At 43.8% G+C, this 16,215-nt stretch carries 16 protein-coding genes; 5 read left to right on the top strand and 11 right to left on the bottom strand.

Going from position 1 to position 16,215, the window contains the following annotated elements; genetic code table 11:
• Positions 1-2: 2 nt before the first annotated feature.
• The 5 genes from RNZ41_RS02845 to RNZ41_RS02825 form a co-directional block, all read right to left on the bottom strand.
• Positions 3-722 (bottom strand): ABC transporter permease, encoded by a 720-nt coding sequence (locus RNZ41_RS02845; protein ID WP_007117180.1) that lies wholly within the window; start codon positions 720-722, stop codon positions 3-5.
• A 229-nt stretch (positions 723-951) separates the two neighbouring features.
• Positions 952-1,872 carry a transporter substrate-binding domain-containing protein gene (locus RNZ41_RS02840; protein ID WP_312385983.1) on the bottom strand — a complete coding sequence of 307 codons (921 nt, stop codon included), beginning with the start codon at positions 1,870-1,872 and terminating at the stop codon, positions 952-954.
• A 90-nt stretch (positions 1,873-1,962) separates the two neighbouring features.
• Positions 1,963-2,769, bottom strand: coding sequence for an ABC transporter substrate-binding protein (locus tag RNZ41_RS02835; protein ID WP_314027528.1), 807 nt, complete (start codon positions 2,767-2,769; stop codon positions 1,963-1,965).
• 77 nt (positions 2,770-2,846) lie between these two features.
• Entirely contained in the window at positions 2,847-3,653 is an 807-nt protein-coding gene (locus RNZ41_RS02830; protein WP_096489246.1) for a transporter substrate-binding domain-containing protein, read from the bottom strand.
• Between the two features lie 255 nt (positions 3,654-3,908).
• Complete coding sequence (locus tag RNZ41_RS02825; RefSeq protein WP_172460487.1) at positions 3,909-4,703, bottom strand: ABC transporter ATP-binding protein; 795 nt, start codon at positions 4,701-4,703, stop codon at positions 3,909-3,911.
• A gap of 231 nt (positions 4,704-4,934) precedes the next feature.
• On the opposite strand from RNZ41_RS02825, the gene RNZ41_RS02820 reads away from it, so the two are divergent.
• The gene (locus RNZ41_RS02820; RefSeq protein WP_172823581.1) at positions 4,935-6,230 is read left to right on the top strand and encodes a glutamate-5-semialdehyde dehydrogenase; all 1,296 of its coding nucleotides are present in this window, start codon (positions 4,935-4,937) and stop codon (positions 6,228-6,230) included.
• 235 nt (positions 6,231-6,465) lie between these two features.
• Here RNZ41_RS02820 and RNZ41_RS02815 read toward each other — a convergent pair whose 3' ends face one another.
• Together RNZ41_RS02815 and RNZ41_RS02810 are read right to left on the bottom strand one after the other, a co-directional pair.
• Entirely contained in the window at positions 6,466-7,050 is a 585-nt protein-coding gene (locus RNZ41_RS02815) for a GNAT family N-acetyltransferase (protein WP_314027527.1), read from the bottom strand.
• A 44-nt stretch (positions 7,051-7,094) separates the two neighbouring features.
• The gene (locus RNZ41_RS02810; protein WP_314027526.1) at positions 7,095-7,226 is read right to left on the bottom strand and encodes a hypothetical protein; all 132 of its coding nucleotides are present in this window, start codon (positions 7,224-7,226) and stop codon (positions 7,095-7,097) included.
• 161 nt (positions 7,227-7,387) lie between these two features.
• On the opposite strand from RNZ41_RS02810, the gene truD reads away from it, so the two are divergent.
• Positions 7,388-8,476 carry a tRNA pseudouridine(13) synthase TruD gene (truD, locus tag RNZ41_RS02805; RefSeq protein ID WP_314027525.1) on the top strand — a complete coding sequence of 363 codons (1,089 nt, stop codon included), beginning with the start codon at positions 7,388-7,390 and terminating at the stop codon, positions 8,474-8,476.
• Positions 8,477-8,510: 34 nt separating this feature from the next.
• On the opposite strand, the gene RNZ41_RS02800 is transcribed toward truD, so the two are convergent.
• The 3 genes from RNZ41_RS02800 to RNZ41_RS02790 form a co-directional block, all read right to left on the bottom strand.
• Positions 8,511-9,860 carry a GGDEF domain-containing protein gene (locus tag RNZ41_RS02800; protein ID WP_007117190.1) on the bottom strand — a complete coding sequence of 450 codons (1,350 nt, stop codon included), beginning with the start codon at positions 9,858-9,860 and terminating at the stop codon, positions 8,511-8,513.
• 337 nt (positions 9,861-10,197) lie between these two features.
• Positions 10,198-10,722 carry a C40 family peptidase gene (locus RNZ41_RS02795; RefSeq protein WP_312523359.1) on the bottom strand — a complete coding sequence of 175 codons (525 nt, stop codon included), beginning with the start codon at positions 10,720-10,722 and terminating at the stop codon, positions 10,198-10,200.
• 425 nt (positions 10,723-11,147) lie between these two features.
• Positions 11,148-11,873 (bottom strand): YggS family pyridoxal phosphate-dependent enzyme, encoded by a 726-nt coding sequence (locus tag RNZ41_RS02790; protein ID WP_314027524.1) that lies wholly within the window; start codon positions 11,871-11,873, stop codon positions 11,148-11,150.
• 260 nt (positions 11,874-12,133) lie between these two features.
• On the opposite strand from RNZ41_RS02790, the gene RNZ41_RS02785 reads away from it, so the two are divergent.
• Together RNZ41_RS02785 and RNZ41_RS02780 are read left to right on the top strand one after the other, a co-directional pair.
• Complete coding sequence (locus RNZ41_RS02785) at positions 12,134-13,183, top strand: type IV pilus twitching motility protein PilT (RefSeq protein ID WP_007117194.1); 1,050 nt, start codon at positions 12,134-12,136, stop codon at positions 13,181-13,183.
• A gap of 49 nt (positions 13,184-13,232) precedes the next feature.
• Positions 13,233-14,384, top strand: a complete 1,152-nt coding sequence (locus tag RNZ41_RS02780) for a PilT/PilU family type 4a pilus ATPase (RefSeq protein WP_007117195.1) — start codon at positions 13,233-13,235, stop codon at positions 14,382-14,384.
• Between the two features lie 70 nt (positions 14,385-14,454).
• Here RNZ41_RS02780 and RNZ41_RS02775 read toward each other — a convergent pair whose 3' ends face one another.
• Entirely contained in the window at positions 14,455-14,979 is a 525-nt protein-coding gene (locus RNZ41_RS02775; RefSeq protein WP_314027523.1) for a GNAT family N-acetyltransferase, read from the bottom strand.
• 125 nt (positions 14,980-15,104) lie between these two features.
• On the opposite strand from RNZ41_RS02775, the gene ribF reads away from it, so the two are divergent.
• A complete protein-coding gene (gene ribF, locus RNZ41_RS02770) occupies positions 15,105-16,118 on the top strand; it encodes a riboflavin biosynthesis protein RibF (RefSeq protein ID WP_314027522.1) in 1,014 nt (337 codons plus the stop codon).
• Positions 16,119-16,215 lie beyond the last annotated feature (97 nt).

Raw genomic sequence — 16,215 nt, 5'->3', positions numbered from 1 at the left:
CCCTATTTTGCCATGCCAATTTTTTGTAGGCGTTTTGCATAACGCTCTGCTGGGTTATTGACCCATTCTAACCACATAATCACACCGGTGATGATGACGGTCAGACTCAAGTACAACAATGCTGCTGCCATATAAAAAGTAAACGGGCTTTGCGTGGAAGTCGCTGCCGTTTTGGCGTGGCGCATGATATCTTCAAGCCCGACCACAGAAACCAACGCGGTATCTTTGAGCAGTACCAAAAACAAATTACCCAGTCCTGGCAGTGCAATACGCCAGACTTGTGGCAACGTCACTCGCCAAAGGATTTGAAATTTTTTCATGCCAATCGCTTGCGCCGCTTCGGCTTGACCTTTTGGAATCTCTTGAAATGCCATACGAAAAGTTTCGGTCGCATACGCACCAAATGCCACAGACAGCGCCGTAACCCCCGCCCAAAACGGACTGACATCCACATATCCCGTATTGCCAAATTGCGATAGAATAAGCCCCATCAACATCGAGCCGCCAAAGTAAATAAACATGACTGACAGCAGTTCTGGAATACCACGGATAATCGTGGTGTAAGCGGTGGCGATGGCGTTGAGCACTTTAAACCGTGACATCTTAGCAGTCGCGCCCAATAATCCCAAAATCAGCCCAATGACCAAACTAGTCAATGCCAGTTTGATGGTGACCCAAGCGCCACTTAATAATAGCTGCCCAAAACCTTGTAGATCTAACACAATATTGATACCCTGTCTTTTTAACTCTGTTTGTTGACCTATTACCCAAAAAATGCTTAAAACGCAGTTTTACCGGCGCATAGACAAAAGGTGATAACGGATATAACCTTTTGCTTTGTTTTTTGCAGGGTGCAATTTTACGTGATTGCCCTATCAAAAACCATCAAAAAAACAAAAAACTGAGTGACTTTTCACCCAGTTTTTGACTGAACCCAAGCGCTTGGTTGAGTTACTTGCTCGTACTTGCCACAGTCGTCGTGGTCGTTGTACTGCTAGAGACCGTAACGGCCACGTTGCTTGCCGCCGCCGTTGTAGTGGTTGCATTACCAAAATATTGGTTATAGATTTTGTCATACGTGCCATTTGATTTTAACGTGGCAATCGCTTTGTTAAATTCTAAACGCAGTGGGTCGCCTTTACGGACGATGATACCCATTTTGTCATTAACATCAATCTCTTTACCTTTGATTTCAAACCCTTTACCTTCTGGCGTGGTCAGCCAATAAGCGGCCGGGGCTTTATCCGAAATCATCAGATCCGAACGCCCTGCTGCCAAGTCCATAAAAGCATTGTCCAAACCTTCATACAGGTTTAGCTGGGCTTTTGGGTGATTTTTTTCCATCCACTGGGTCGATAGCGTTGAACGCTGCGCCGCAACTGTATGGCTGTCAATTTGGGCAGGGTCATCCGGATTGATAGGACTACCTTGTTTGGTCAAAAATACCAACGTATTGGTAAAATAGGGGTCGGTAAAATCGACCTGCGCTTGACGCTCTGGGGTGATAGACATGGCATCAATTACCACGTCATATTTTTTTGCCATCAAGCCTGGTAATAAACCATCCCAATCTTGTGGCTTGATTTCACAGTTGGCTTTCATTTCTGCACATAAGGCCCGAATAAAATCCACATCAAAACCTGTCAAACTGCCATCCGCTTTGGTGATGCTAAAGGGTTTATAGGTGCCTTCGGTGGCGATGCGAATGGTTTTGCCTGCCATACTGCTCGATGTCTCAGTGCTGCTACTGGCCGTTGTAGAAGCGGCTGTGCTACCCGTTGTTGCCGCCGTTTTTTCTGCAGGTTTTTGACAACCCACTAGCGCTAGACCTGCCACTGCCAAGCTACCCAATAATGAAATATTTGCTTTCACCTGATACTCCTAATTTTTAACGTCTAACACATGACAAAATTTTACTTGTGAGTTGTAAGAAAACGAACACTTAATCAGTTATTTAACGGCTTATTTCGGCAAATCTGCAAAATATTTTTGGCTGATTTTATCGTAAGTACCATTGGCTTTTAACGCCGCCAGTGCGGTGTTGAATTTGCCAATCAATGGATCATTTTGACGAAGGGCAATGGCAATTTTGTCATCAATATTGATCGGTTGACCTTTGACTTCAAAGCCTTGACCTTTGGCAGTTTTTAACCATGATAAAGCTGGGGCGCTGTCAGAAATCATCAAATCCGTACGACCCGATTCTAGGTCAAGATAGGCATTATCTTGGGTGTCATACAGTTTTGGGGTTGCTTTTGGGAAGTTTTTGGCTAAGTACTCAGCGGCAGTTGTTGAACGCTGCGCGCCCACAGATTTGCCCGCTAGATCATCAGCGCCTTTTTCTACCCCTTTTTTGCCAATCACAACGAGGTTATTGGTAAAGTATGGGTCGCTAAATGCCACCACTTGGCGACGCTCTGCGGTGTCTGACATCCCCGCCATGATGGCATGGTATTTTTGTGCTTGTAGTCCTGGAATCAGACCATCCCAATCTTGGGAAATCACTTCACATTTGAGTTTGGCTTCACTACATAACGCATCTGCCAAATCAATCTCAAAGCCGATTAATTTGCCATTGGCATCTTTATAACTAAAGGGGACAAAGCTTGATTCGGTAGCGATACGAATCTGTGGCATATCTGCGTTTGCTGACGTGGTAGCGCTACTTGCTGCTGCCGTGTCTGCCGGTTTTTCCGCAGGTTTTTGACAGGCGGTTACTCCCATCAAAATGGCTAACGACGATACACCCAAAACCGATAACTGTTTCATAACAACACCTTTTTGTCAAAATTTGAGGGTCACCCACATCTATTGTGTAAATATTAAATCGCTCGATGCAACGTCAATTAATTACCAAAATGTTGCTTTTGTAATTTTGCCAACTCGCCATTGCTTTGTAGCGCACCTAAGGCTTTGTCAAATTCTGCTTTTAGTGGATCGCCTTTACGAATGGCCATTGCGATGTTGTCACCATTATCCATCTCACTGCCTACGAGTTGGTAGTTGCTGTTTTGTTTTAGCCATTCGCTAGCGGTTACTTTTTCAGACAGCACTGAATCGATACGACCTGATTTTAGGTCAATGTAGGCGTTGTCATAGTTGTCATACAATTTGATTTCGTTGGTTTTGCTCAGTTTATCTTGAAGGTACTGCGCCATGGTGGTTGAGCGTTGACCGCCAATTTTTAGCCCTGAAATCGCTTGTGGGTTGAATTTGCCACCTTTGGCAGCGACCCAAACCATGGTGTTTTTAAAATAAGGCGTGGTGAAATCCACTTGCGCTGAACGCTCTGGGGTAATTGACATACCCGCGGCAACCGCGTCGTATTTTCTCGCCATCAAGCCTGGCAAAATACCGTCCCAATCTTGCGCTACGATTTCGCAGTCGAGTTTCGCTTGGGCACACAAGGCTTTGGCAACATCCACGTCATAACCACCTAACGTGCCATCGGCATTGGTATAGTTAAATGGTTTGTAGGCGCCTTCAGTGGCAATACGAATTTTTTTGCCTGTGCTGGCACTGGCAGCGGGTTGGCTGGCGGCTGCACCTTCTGTTTTTTCAGCAGGTTTTTGACAGGCAGTTAATCCCATGCTAACTGCGCATACCGTTGCCAAGGCGAGTTTTGAGTAGGTTGAATTCAAGGTTGATTGCATGGATGTTCCTTACAAATGAAATTTTTGAGTAAAAAGCGATTTAATATCAGGTTTCGCTTTCAGCGATTTCAATATTTAAAATCAATGCGACTAAAATAAATGCGAGTTTACAATTTAGTTAAAATTAACATAAATTAACATTTTTGCAAGTGAAAAACGTTTGCAGCAACAATTAAATCAAATAAATTTTTTCTGATGCCTAAAACTACAAAACCGCCAATCGCATGGCGATTGACGGCTGATAGGCTGATTGGATTATTTTTGATGGCTTGCCATAAAGTCTTTCACCCGCGCTGATTGCGGATTGTCAAATACTTGCTCTGGTGTGCCTATTTCTTCGATACGTCCCTCATGCAAGAACACCACTTGGCTTGATACATCGCGCGCAAAACGCATTTCATGGGTCACAATCAGCATGGTGCGACCTTCTTCAGCAAGCGATTTCATCACCGCTAATACTTCATTGACCAATTCTGGGTCGAGGGCAGAGGTTGGCTCATCAAATAGCAATACTTGGGGCTTCATCGCTAGCGCACGAGCGATGGCGATACGCTGGCGTTGCCCACCCGATAAGTTTTCTGGGTAAGCATCTTTTTTATCCAGTAGTCCTACGCGTTTTAGTAGCACTTCGGCTTCACTGATGGCTTGGTCTTTGGCGATTTTTAGGACTTGGGTCGGCCCCTCAATGATGTTTTGCAAAATAGTCCGGTGTGGCCATAGGTTAAAGTTTTGGAACACAAAACCCATTTTTGAGCGAAACTGCTCAAGCTGACGCTGATTGGCGGCAACCAAATCCCCTGATTTATTCGGTTTTAGTACCAATGCTTCACTGCCCAGGAAAACCTCCCCTTGCGAGGGGTTTTCAAGCAAATTTATACAGCGTAGCAAGGTGGATTTACCCGAACCGCTCGAGCCCAAAATTGAGATGACATCGCCATCATAAGCGGTCAACGATATACCTTTTAGTACCTCAAGCGATCCAAAGTTCTTGTGGATATTGTTAAGTTGCAAGGCTACAGGACGCTGTAAGTTTGGCATAGCATCTGACATGATATTCAATCCAAAATTTGACGATAGGTGAAAAAAAACTGTCTATTTTCGCTTAAAACGCTACTAAAACGCAACTTTTTCTCTCATTTAACTTTATTTCATGGCGCCGGTCTTTAGCACTGGTTTTTAGATTGAGTCATAACCATTAATTTTTGTCTGTCAAAACTTTCTAAATTCCATTTTTGGATTGAAGTTGTTATGATGAAGCGATGATTATATTAGGGACTGACTATGCAAACCATGACTGATACCAAACATTATATGCAAACCGTGGGACGGCAAGCGCGCGCTGCTTCAGCAATTTTGGCAAAAGCAGACACCGCGCTCAAAAATAGCGCCCTACTCGCTATCTATGACGCCCTGCAACAAGCCAAATCACACGTGTTGGCTGCCAATGCCACCGATATGCAAAACGGTCAACAAAAAGGACTGGATGACGCCCTACTTGACCGATTAGCGCTCACCGATGCGCGTTTTGAAGGCATGTTACAAGGGCTAAAAGATGTCGCCATGTTACCTGACCCGATTGGCGAGGTCACGGATATGACCTTTCGTCCATCGGGTATTCAGCTAGGTAAAATGCGCGTGCCGCTGGGTGTGGTCGGGATGATTTATGAATCTCGCCCCAATGTGACGATTGAAGCTGCGTCTTTGGCATTAAAATCTGGCAATGCGATTATCCTACGTGGGGGTTCAGAAGCGTTTTATTCTAACCAAGCATTGGCTGCGTGTGTCAAACAGGGTTTGCAGGCAGTTGGTTTGCCAGAGGCCGCCGTGCAAGTGGTCGAAACCACCGACCGTGCGGCAGTGGGGGAACTCATCACCATGAATCGCTATGTCGATGTGATTGTACCGCGAGGTGGTAAAAGCCTAATTGAGCGTATCAGCAATGAAGCGCGCGTCCCTGTCATCAAGCACCTAGATGGTAACTGTCATACCTTTATCGATCGCGATGCAAACTTGAGTATGGCAACCGATATTTGCGTCAATGCCAAAACTCACCGCTACGGCACTTGTAATACCATGGAAACGCTGCTGATTGATAGCCAAATCGCTGCGCAAGCCTTGCCGCCAATCGCCAGCGCCATTGTCGCTGCAGACAGTGCCATGCAATTACGCGGCTGTGCAAAAACCTTAGCTATCTTGAGCGATACCGCTGAATTAACCGCTCATCTGTCAGCGGCGAGTGAGGCAGATTGGGATACCGAATATTTGGCGCCAATTTTGGCGATTAAAGTAGTCGCCGATATCGACGAAGCCATTGCCCATATCAATACCCATGGCTCACACCATACCGATGCGATTATCACCGAAAACTACTCAAAATCGTTAACATTCATGCGTGAAGTTGATTCTAGTAGCGTGATGGTCAATGCATCAACCCGCTTTGCCGATGGATTTGAATATGGTTTGGGTGCAGAGATTGGTATCTCTACTGATAAAATCCATGCGCGCGGCCCTGTCGGTCTTGAAGGTTTAACATCGCAAAAATGGATTGTGTTTGGGCATGGGGAAGTGAGAAAATAATCGTTAGTTACCACCACAAAGCCCACTGATTGATGTGGGCTTTTTTTTAATTATTAAACTGCCAAATTACGCAGCTACAGGTTTAAAGATACTAGTTTTAAAGATACTAGTTTTAAAGATACTAGTTTTAAAGATACTGATTTGATTTACACTGGTAACCGTCAACATCGGTGTGCCTTTGCTATCTTCGGTCAGTTTAAATTGTCCATTGAGTGTTGACGGACGCTTTATTTGCTTAAATGGGTTTTTGCAAAAACTCTAAAAATACCTCATCGCGTTTGGGGTCGCCATTGTTGCCGTCTCTAGGAAATGCCATCCTCTCCCCTGTCAGTGAATAACCGCGGCGCTGATAATAACTTAACAGCTCTGGTCGATGACTTAAAATCGACATAGATAGATGGGTTAAAGGTAAATGGGTTAAGTTTTTGGCGTGGGCGTGTCTAATAGCAAACGTTTCTACCGCAGACAACATGGTATCGCCAATGCCTCTACCTTGCATAGCAGGATGAACCGCAAAAGTGCCAATATACGCCGCTGGCTGATGGTTAATGGGTGAGAAATCCACAGAAATACACCCGAGCAAATCATCGCTATCGTGCGGATTTTCAAACACGAACAGATAAACGTTGGGGTTGTCTATCATGGCGGTCATTTCCTCGGGCGTGGTACGAATCCCGCCAATCAAAGCCGCTTCATTGGTCCAGCCTTCATCTGAGCGGTAACAGCGATTGAGCAAAGTTACCAAATTTTCGACGTCTGGTTGCCTGGCAACGCGTAATTGCACAGCGTTTTTATCGATATCGCTATCAGGGTTTTTCATGTTTTTTCTCTTTTTATACTCACATTCGCTAAACATAGGATACATTAAACATTTTGCCAAGTCAGCTGACCGATTTTGCCACCCAATGCACCCAACCCACCTAAATTAAGCACTGTTACTTTATTGAAGATCAGTTGATTGAATGTTACTTTATTGGCAATTGCTTTGGCATTCAAGCCGTATTTGATCTCATTTTCATTGCCTTCATATTTTTAACCTATTAGCATAAGACAATAAAGCATGGCTATAATTAAGCGCTGCTATAATCGAATCCGTAACCGAGGTGGTTTATCAATCATCCGTTTGTTAAAATAAACCTTTTACAAGTAGTACTAGCATGCCAAAACTGCCTTCACCCTATACCCCTGCGATTGAGTCCGCTATTTATAAACAACAACCCACTGATTTTATTGTCCATGAAAAACTTGGCATTGAATGCAGCCATACAGGCGAACATCTTTGGCTTCATATTCAAAAAACCCGAATGAATACCAATTTTGTGGCAAAGTTGCTGTCACAATGGGCAGGCATCCCACTCAAGGATGTGGGATATTCGGGTCTCAAAGATCGTCATGCGCTGACGACGCAATGGTTTAGTCTTCGCTTGCCAAAAAAAATTGCCCCTGAACAAAACTTTGAGCAATTTGTCCAAACTAAATTAGCTAGCGATGAAACCCTAGAAATACTGGCACAGCATTGGCATCATAAAAAACTGGGTCGCGGTACTCATGAGGCCAATCAGTTTATCATCACCCTACGCAACGTAGTGGGCGAGAAAGCTGCCATCGAGCAACAACTTGCGACCATCAAAACCCAAGGCGTTCCCAATTATTTTGGCGAGCAGCGCTTTGGGCAAGATGCCAATAATATTGATGCCGCTATCGAACTATTTACCCATCATACAATTAGGGGTAAAAAAATTCATCGCAAATTTGACCAAGATAAAATCAGTCTGTATCTGTCGGCAGCGCGTAGCGAATTATTCAATGCCATCTTGGCAAAACGTATCGCGTTGGGCATTTGGAACCAACCGCTTGATGGTGATGTGATGAATTTGGCGGGTTCAAACAGTATCTTTGTGGCACAGCATATAGATGATACCACGATATCAAGGCTACAAAGTGGCGATATCCATTTGACTGCACCCATGTGGGGCGCGGGTGAGTTAAAAAGCAGTGGTAAGGTTAACGCATTAGAACTATCAGTCATCACTGACAATCCCATTTATCAGCAGCTAAGTCAAGGTCTGATTGAGTTTGGTTTAAAGCAGCAGCGCCGCTCCCTGCGTATGCTGCCCAGTAACTTACAATGGGTTTGGCAAGACGGTGAGACATTGGTGTTAGATTTTGAATTACCGGCAGGCAGTTTTGCAACGACGATGATTGATACGCTTGTTGCAAGCTCGCTACTCACGACTACGTCATGAAAGCCCAGTTAAAGGCTGGGTTATAAAGGCTAAGTTATGAATGCTGATTGATTGGCGTCATCAATAAATAACATTGACCTTTGACCACACAGTTGCGACCATTGGCTTTGGCTTGCTGCATTGCCAAATCGGAGAATTTGATAATGCGCTCAAGGGCAGGTGGCAGTGCAGGCATGGTTGGTAAACTATGCATATACTCGCGCATATATTCGATAAAACTGCGATTATCAATCGCACGCTCGCTATCTCTCCCATGATTTTGATAAAGGCTGGATATACCTAAGCTTGCGGTAAATTGAATTTCTGTATCAAAGATGCCATATCTCACCACTTGCTTTTCAAAAGCCTGGCGCAGCTGCTCTGCCATATCGTAGGCTTGCTCAATCCCCATATTAGGCAAGATGATGCAAAATTCTTCCCCACCCACGCGTCCAAACATCGTCCCTGTCGGTAAGAAGTTTTTTAAGGTATTCGCGGTACAAATCAACGTCGCATCACCCGCATCATGACCATATTTATCATTGATATGTTTAAATTTGTCCAAATCAATATAAATCACACTAAGCGTATTCCAATCGCTTTTACGTTGCCATAAATAACTCAAAAAACTATAAATGGTACGCCGATTGGCAATATTGGTGAGCGCATCAGCTTCTAGCAAATCATAAATCTTGCGGCGCTGAAAGTTCATGACTTTCATGCCCTGTAAAATACAATACAGCGTGACTGTTGCCTTGGCGGTTACCAAAAAGCTAAAAGACAATCCCCAAAGCCAATGACTACGCGCTGCTAAACTTGGATACAACCTAGGCAGCAATTGCCACCAATTCATGCTATTACTCATATTAAAAATAAATAACGCAACAATACAACTGACAAACGACACCCAGACCAGTCGCCATCTTAATAGCACCATCCCAAGACCGGTGGAACTAATCAGCATTACACCTTCAAGCGCACTGTTGTTGCCAATCCAGACAATAAAAAGATTTTCATAAATCAAATAGATGATTACAAAAAAGATTTGGTACTCTCGCCAAAGTCTTGACTGTTCAGGAATGCGAGTGATGACCCATAGTGAATACCCGCAAAACAACACCATCGCCAGTCCCAAATAGGTGATATTTATCATCAAGCCGCGATTAAAAATTTGATTGAACGTCTGAGCAAAAGGAAAGATATCTAGGGGCGATGTGATGACAAGAACTGTCGCATACCAAATTAAATGAAAAAATGTCTCAACCAACGCCAATATAATAAACAGCATGAATTTATTGGTATCGTTGACTCTTGGCGAATTGATATATAGCGAAGGTTTAAAGCTAAAAAATTTTAGCGTTTGTTGCAATTGTTCTTTAAAGCTTGGCAAGGCGGTTTGGGTCATAGGATTATTGCAAAATCAATAAATCTATTAAAAAAGGGCGTTACGCATTAAACAAATCAAGCCGGTTATGTCAGTCATTGATTAGTTTTAGTCGTTTGCATTTAACTTACCCTAAAGATTATATAAGGTATTGTTGCTTCATTCTAATACTTTATTAATAACCAATGGGTAAATGTTTAATTTTTTTTAATGAGGCTTGACTTATCTATTTTTATCAAAATTTCCTCGACCAAATAAAAAAGGCAAGCCTAAGCTTACCTTGATCAACATTTTACAGAGTTTTAACTTTATTGGTTTTTTCAACAATATTTTTTAATAGTAACGTTCTTGATTACACTCAAGCGTCCAATACACGGCGCGCTGTCACGAATTTATTTGCCCAATAGCCAGAATCTAAACTTGTAATAGAAATACTTTTGCCGGTTGATGGTGAATGAATAAAACGACCTTCACCGATGTACATGCCCACATGAGAGATACGACCACCACCTTGAGAGAAAAACACCATATCGCCTGGTTTTAACTCACTACGGTTAATACGTTCACCAACTTGCGCCATGCTGCCTGAGGTGCGTGGCAGATTGATGTTGGCGGTTTGTTTATAAACATATTGCATAAAGCCGCTACAATCAAAACCACTGGCTGGGCTGGTGCCACCCCAACGGTAAGGTAAGCCGATAAAGTTTTTGGCTTTTGCAATGAGGCTATCTACTTTTGAGCCACCTTCTGGATTTTGAGAAACGCTTGAGTTAAAGCTACCGAAATATTCTGTGATACCATTGTCGGCATTGGCAGCGGTTGGCGCTAGGCTGAACAAGACACAAGGTAGAGCGGTTAATAAAGTTTTTTGAAGAAAGTTCATAGGGCTTTAATCCGTTCAGAACTTTTATCCGTATATGGGCTATATCAAAATTGATTGCTAGAAGCTAAAAAGTTGATATACGGATAAAAATTACATAACTATTGTACTGGTTACATTCTGTAAAACAACGCCATCATACCAATAAAGTTTTTCGAATGTAGATATCTTTTATCCAGAAAATGTTAAAAAATATTACAATGTAAGCTAATTTGCTTACAGAAAGCTTATAGAAAGCATACAGCAATAATTGGGTAAGAAAATCGTTGATTTAACACAACATTGGGCTAAATAACTACCTATTACCCCGTATTTATTTTGGTGCAAGGTAAAAAAAGCAGGGGCAATGTGTAACTGACCCTGCTTAATAGTTGAGCAAAAAAGGCTAAAAATTGTTAAATTGCTGTCTTTTTACCCCATCATTCGCACTAATCTCTCGCCCCAAAAATGGCGGTGCCAATACGAACGATGGTAGCGCCCGCGGCAATGGCTTGTTCAATATCGCCGCTCATGCCCATTGACAAAGTATCCCACTGCTCAGGATGCGCATGATAGCGCTTGTTTTGCTCAAATAATTGCTGGGTTTTGACAAAGGCAGCGGCTGAATTTTTGGCAGGGATAATCATCAGTCCGCGTAATTGCAAGTTGGGTAATTGGCTAATCTCTGTCACCAATTCGGGTAACTGGTTTGGCTGGCAGCCTGATTTACTGGCTTCATCGTCAATATTGACTTCGATACAGATATTGAGTGGCGGAAGGTGTTCACCCCTTTGCCCATTGAGACGCTGGGCAATAATTAAGCGATCGACCCCATGCACCCAATCAAAATGCGCCGCCAACTCTTTGGTCTTGTTACGCTGGATATGACCGATATAATGCCACACCAATGGCTGCTCGTTGGCAGTAACGTCTTTGAGTGCTGCGATTTTTGCCACCGCTTCTTGCACATAGTTTTCACCAAAATCTTGCTGACCTTGCTGCGCTAACGTGCGAATCATCCAGTTGGGTTTGGTTTTGGATACCGCAAGCAGTTTGACAGTTGGATTGAGCCTAGCAACGTCAGTTTTCACCTGTTGCCAACGCGCTATCAAGGCTTGGTTTTCAGCATCTGTTGCGCTTGTCGCCACTGGCTGTTGTTCATCGAATGTTTGCATGGTTAACTTTTCCTGTTGATAGGGGGTTGGCTGACTGTTTGCGAGTTAAGATGATGTTTTTGGTTTTTTTCGCACTGGTGCCGCTGATTTTTAAATTTAAGTTTAGCATAAGCTAAAATCAACAAAAAACTATGATGCCTAGTCAGTTTTTTCTGTTTTTTTTGTGGACGGATGATTATAGTATAACTATCTTTTTTTCCCGCGGCTTTTTTCTATTGCTGCTTTTGTATTTTCATTACCCACCTGTAGGATTCGCTATCATGGCAAAGGAATTATCGATTGACGATTTGTTGCGTTTTGCATTCAAAAATAAAGCCTCTGACTTACACATTTCAGCAGGCTTACCGCCGATGATTCGGGTAGATGGTGAAATTACCAAAATCAACATGCCACCGCTTGATCACCAAAAAGTGCATAGTTTGATTTATGACATCATGAACGACAAACAACGTGCCGATTATGAAGAGTTTTTTGAAACCGATTTTTCGTTTGAAATTCCCAATGTGGCGCGCTTTCGTGTCAATGCCTTTAACCAAAACCGGGGCGCAGGTGCGGTATTTCGTACTATTCCATCTGAGGTATTGACGATGGAGCAGCTTGGTATGGGACCGATTTTTGAGAAAATCTCTAACTACAAACGCGGCGTGGTACTGGTCACAGGTCCAACAGGTTCGGGTAAGTCAACAACCCTTGCGGCGATGATTAACTATATCAATGAAACCCGTAAAGAACATATCTTAACCATCGAAGACCCGATTGAATTTGTGCATCAATCAAAAAAATCCCTCATCAACCAACGTGAAGTCCACCGTGATACCTTAAGCTTTGATGCTGCGCTGCGCTCTGCCCTACGTGAAGACCCTGATGTTATTCTTGTCGGTGAGATGCGTGACCTTGAGACCATCCGCTTGGCATTGACGGCTGCTGAAACAGGACACTTGGTATTTGGGACATTGCATACCTCATCTGCTGCCAAAACCATTGACCGTGTGGTCGACGTGTTCCCCGCCGCCGAAAAAGACATGATTCGAGCGATGTTATCTGAGTCGCTGCAAGCGGTTATCTCGCAATCGCTACTCAAACGCCAAGCGGGTGGTCGTGTCGCCGCGCATGAAATTATGATTGGCACGCCTGCGATTCGTAACTTGATTCGTGAAAACAAAGTCGCCCAAATGTACTCTGCCATCCAAACCAGTGCAGGCGATGGTATGACCACACTCGATCAAAGCCTTCGTGAGTTGGTCAATAAGGGCGTGATTAGCAAAGAATCGGCGCGCCAATATGCCAAACAACCTGAAAATTTTATGTGATAACTGTTTGATAGAAACAATCTTATAAAACCAATGCGAGAGACGCGTTATGGATCTTGATAAATTACTGCAGCTAATGATACAAAAAAACGGCTCCGACCTTTTTATCACCGCCGATGCGCCCATATCAATGAAAGTCAATGGTACTATCGCGCCAGTCACCAAGTCAGCGCTGACCCCAGAGCAATCAATGACGCTGGTCAAAAGCGTGATGACGCCTGCTCAAAGCAAAGAGTTTGACGACACCCTAGAATGCCAGTTTGCCATTGTTGACAAAAACCAAACCGCACGCTTTCGTGTTTCTGCCTTTGTCCAAAAAGACTGTGCGGGCATGGTGCTACGTAAAATTGAAACCAAAATCCCAACGGTAGAGCAACTCAATCTACCACCGATTTTGAATGAAATTGCCATGAAAAAACGCGGCATCGTGCTACTAGTCGGCGCGACAGGTACAGGTAAATCTACCACACTGGCAGCTATGATGGGGTATCGCAACGAGAATTCGCGCGGTCATATCATTACTATCGAAGACCCGATTGAATACCTGCATGAACATAAAGGCTGTATCATCACCCAACGCGAAGTTGGCATTGATACCAAGTCATTTGAAGCAGGATTAAAAAACGCCCTACGTCAAGCACCTGATGTGATTTTGATTGGCGAGATTCGTACCCGCGAAACCATGGATTATGCCATTCAATATGCTGAAACAGGACACTTGGTGTTTGCCACCCTACACGCCACCAATGCCAACCAAGCGCTTGAGCGTATTATTCACTTCTTTGAAGCAAAACATCACGAGCAGATTTTGATGGATTTATCATTAAACCTTCGAGCCATTGTGGCGCAGCAATTGATTGCTACCCCTGATGGCAAAGGTCGCCGCCCTGCGATTGAAATTTTGCTCAATTCGCAACTGATTGGTGATTACATCCGTAAAGGGGAAATCCACGAAATTAAGCCTGTCATGAAACGTTCCCGTGAAATTGGGATGCAAACCTTTGACCAAGCGTTGTTTGATTTGTATGAAAATGGCGACATCACTTACCGCGATGCCATCCAACACGCTGATTCACCCAACGATTTACGCCTACTTATTAAGCTAGAGAGTAAATCGGCCAATAAAACCGAGGAAAGCGAGCTGGAGCTCTCACTGCAATCTGATGATAATAGCGCAGCCAATGACAATGCAATATCCTAATAATACGTAATCGTCTGCTAGTAACAATAATTTTGTAACACAAACAAGGCTCAACATGCGCCTTGTTTATCTAAGCTACACTTTTTCCCAAAATCACCACATCAGCAATAAATCCGTTCATATCACAAACTTGCTTAAACTTGCCCCATGGCTCAAATCCTAGCTTACCAAACATCTCAAGACTTGGTGTGTTATGGGCAAAAATCAGCGCAACAACTTGCTGCACGCCACAACTTGGCGCAACTTCGATTAAATAATTGACCAACGCCTTGCCCACGCCTTGCCCTTTGGCTTCATCTGCCACATAGATACTGATTTCAGTACTGATATGATAGGCAGGACGCGCGTATAAATCAGATAAACTACCCCAACCGATGATTTCACCTAAACTAGTTTCGGAGCTAGTTTGGGCAACCACCAACGGACGATTGCCTGTATGAGCGTCAAACCACGCTTGCCTATCTGCCACGCTCACAGGCTGTAAATCTGCCGTGGCTTGCTTACCTGCAATACTTTGGTTATAAATTTCAACGATGCGCGGTAAATCATCAATCGCAGCTAGGCGAATACAAAGGTTGTGATGCGCTGCAGACATGGGTACTCCAAAATTGAACCAAAAAATGCGGCTAAAATTTGCCGAAAAATCTTATTAGCGCGTATGTTAGCAACATTTTTACTTTATAATAAGCGATTTCATAAAATTGATAGTTTGCGATGCCTATGAACGTGATTGACTTATCTGACTGGCTAAAAAGTCCAACCCTATTACCTGATTCGGTACTGACGATTGGTAATTTTGATGGGGTACATTTGGGTCACCAAGCGATGCTGGATAAAGCCAAATCTTTGGCAAAATCTCAGCAACTTGCCAGTATGGTGATGATATTTGAACCACAGCCGCGTGAGTTTTTTAGCCCGCAAACCGCCCCTGCAAGGCTCACCAATTTGGCAGAAAAAACCCAATTGATTGCTGAACATCGTATCGATAGCTTGATTGTGGCAAATTTTGATAATGACTTTCGGAATTTATCGGCACACGATTTTGCCAAAATGTTGGTCAAATTAAACGTAAAGCATCTGGTATTGGGCGATGATTTTCGCTTTGGGCATGACCGCACTGGCGATAGTGAGTTTTTGCGTGCGTTTGGCTTGCCTGTGCAGATTTTGCATACTGTGACCGACCATGCGCATCAAGATGAGCGTGTCAGCTCAACGCGCATTCGACACTGTTTGCAGCAAGGGGACTTGGCAACGGCAAAGCATCTGCTAGGGCGAGATTATGCGATTACTGGCATGGTGGAACATGGCGATAAAATCGGTCGCACACTTGATTTTCCCACCGCCAATATTGCCCTAAACCGCATCAAGCCTGCCCTGCATGGGATTTTTGCGGTATCGGTGACCGCTACCGATGGCACAGATTTATCAACACTGGGGAGAAACAGTCAAACAGGCGTGCAAGGACTCACCAAAGGCAGTTTGTTTGGCGCTTGCAATGTGGGTACTCGCCCTGCGCTAAAAAATAAGTATGGGGTAGAATGGCGACTGGAAGTCAATTTTCCGAAGTTTGATGGGGATTTGTACGGCAGAGAACTGACGGTGACGTTTTTGCATTTTTTGCATGGGGAAAAAAATTATGCTGGGCTTGACGCATTAAAACAAGGCATTGCCCAAGACGTGGTGGATTTACTTGACTGGCGTGAGCAGCAAGCCTTTGCAAAATCAATCCCTTAATGACTTTGGCGTGTCAGCATCTACACTGCTACTCCTAAGCAACATACTAGGCTTACCCAATTTTCTGAGTCGGCAGGGTCAAAAATAACCTGCCTAC

The sequence above is a fragment of the Moraxella sp. DOX410 genome (assembly GCF_032248735.1).
Lineage (GTDB): Bacteria > Pseudomonadota > Gammaproteobacteria > Pseudomonadales > Moraxellaceae > Faucicola > Faucicola tetraodonis.
Note: the sequence above shows the minus strand (reverse complement) of the source record. Positions and strands in the feature narration are given on the sequence as shown.

Bases quoted from the DNA above. Each gene is read 5' to 3' on its own strand.
- truD (WP_314027525.1), top strand. From the start codon at position 7,388: ATGCCAAAACTGCCTTCACCCTATACCCCTGCGATTGAGTCCGCTATT.
- RNZ41_RS02815 (WP_314027527.1), bottom strand. From the start codon at position 7,050: ATGAAAAACCCTGATAGCGATATCGATAAAAACGCTGTGCAATTACGC.
- ribF (WP_314027522.1), top strand. From the start codon at position 15,105: ATGAACGTGATTGACTTATCTGACTGGCTAAAAAGTCCAACCCTATTA.
- RNZ41_RS02785 (WP_007117194.1), top strand. From the start codon at position 12,134: ATGGCAAAGGAATTATCGATTGACGATTTGTTGCGTTTTGCATTCAAA.
- RNZ41_RS02820 (WP_172823581.1), top strand. From the start codon at position 4,935: ATGCAAACCATGACTGATACCAAACATTATATGCAAACCGTGGGACGG.
- RNZ41_RS02780 (WP_007117195.1), top strand. From the start codon at position 13,233: ATGGATCTTGATAAATTACTGCAGCTAATGATACAAAAAAACGGCTCC.
- RNZ41_RS02800 (WP_007117190.1), bottom strand. From the start codon at position 9,860: ATGACCCAAACCGCCTTGCCAAGCTTTAAAGAACAATTGCAACAAACG.
- RNZ41_RS02835 (WP_314027528.1), bottom strand. From the start codon at position 2,769: ATGAAACAGTTATCGGTTTTGGGTGTATCGTCGTTAGCCATTTTGATG.
- RNZ41_RS02795 (WP_312523359.1), bottom strand. From the start codon at position 10,722: ATGAACTTTCTTCAAAAAACTTTATTAACCGCTCTACCTTGTGTCTTG.
- RNZ41_RS02830 (WP_096489246.1), bottom strand. From the start codon at position 3,653: ATGCAATCAACCTTGAATTCAACCTACTCAAAACTCGCCTTGGCAACG.
- RNZ41_RS02790 (WP_314027524.1), bottom strand. From the start codon at position 11,873: ATGCAAACATTCGATGAACAACAGCCAGTGGCGACAAGCGCAACAGAT.
- RNZ41_RS02775 (WP_314027523.1), bottom strand. From the start codon at position 14,979: ATGTCTGCAGCGCATCACAACCTTTGTATTCGCCTAGCTGCGATTGAT.
- RNZ41_RS02825 (WP_172460487.1), bottom strand. From the start codon at position 4,703: ATGTCAGATGCTATGCCAAACTTACAGCGTCCTGTAGCCTTGCAACTT.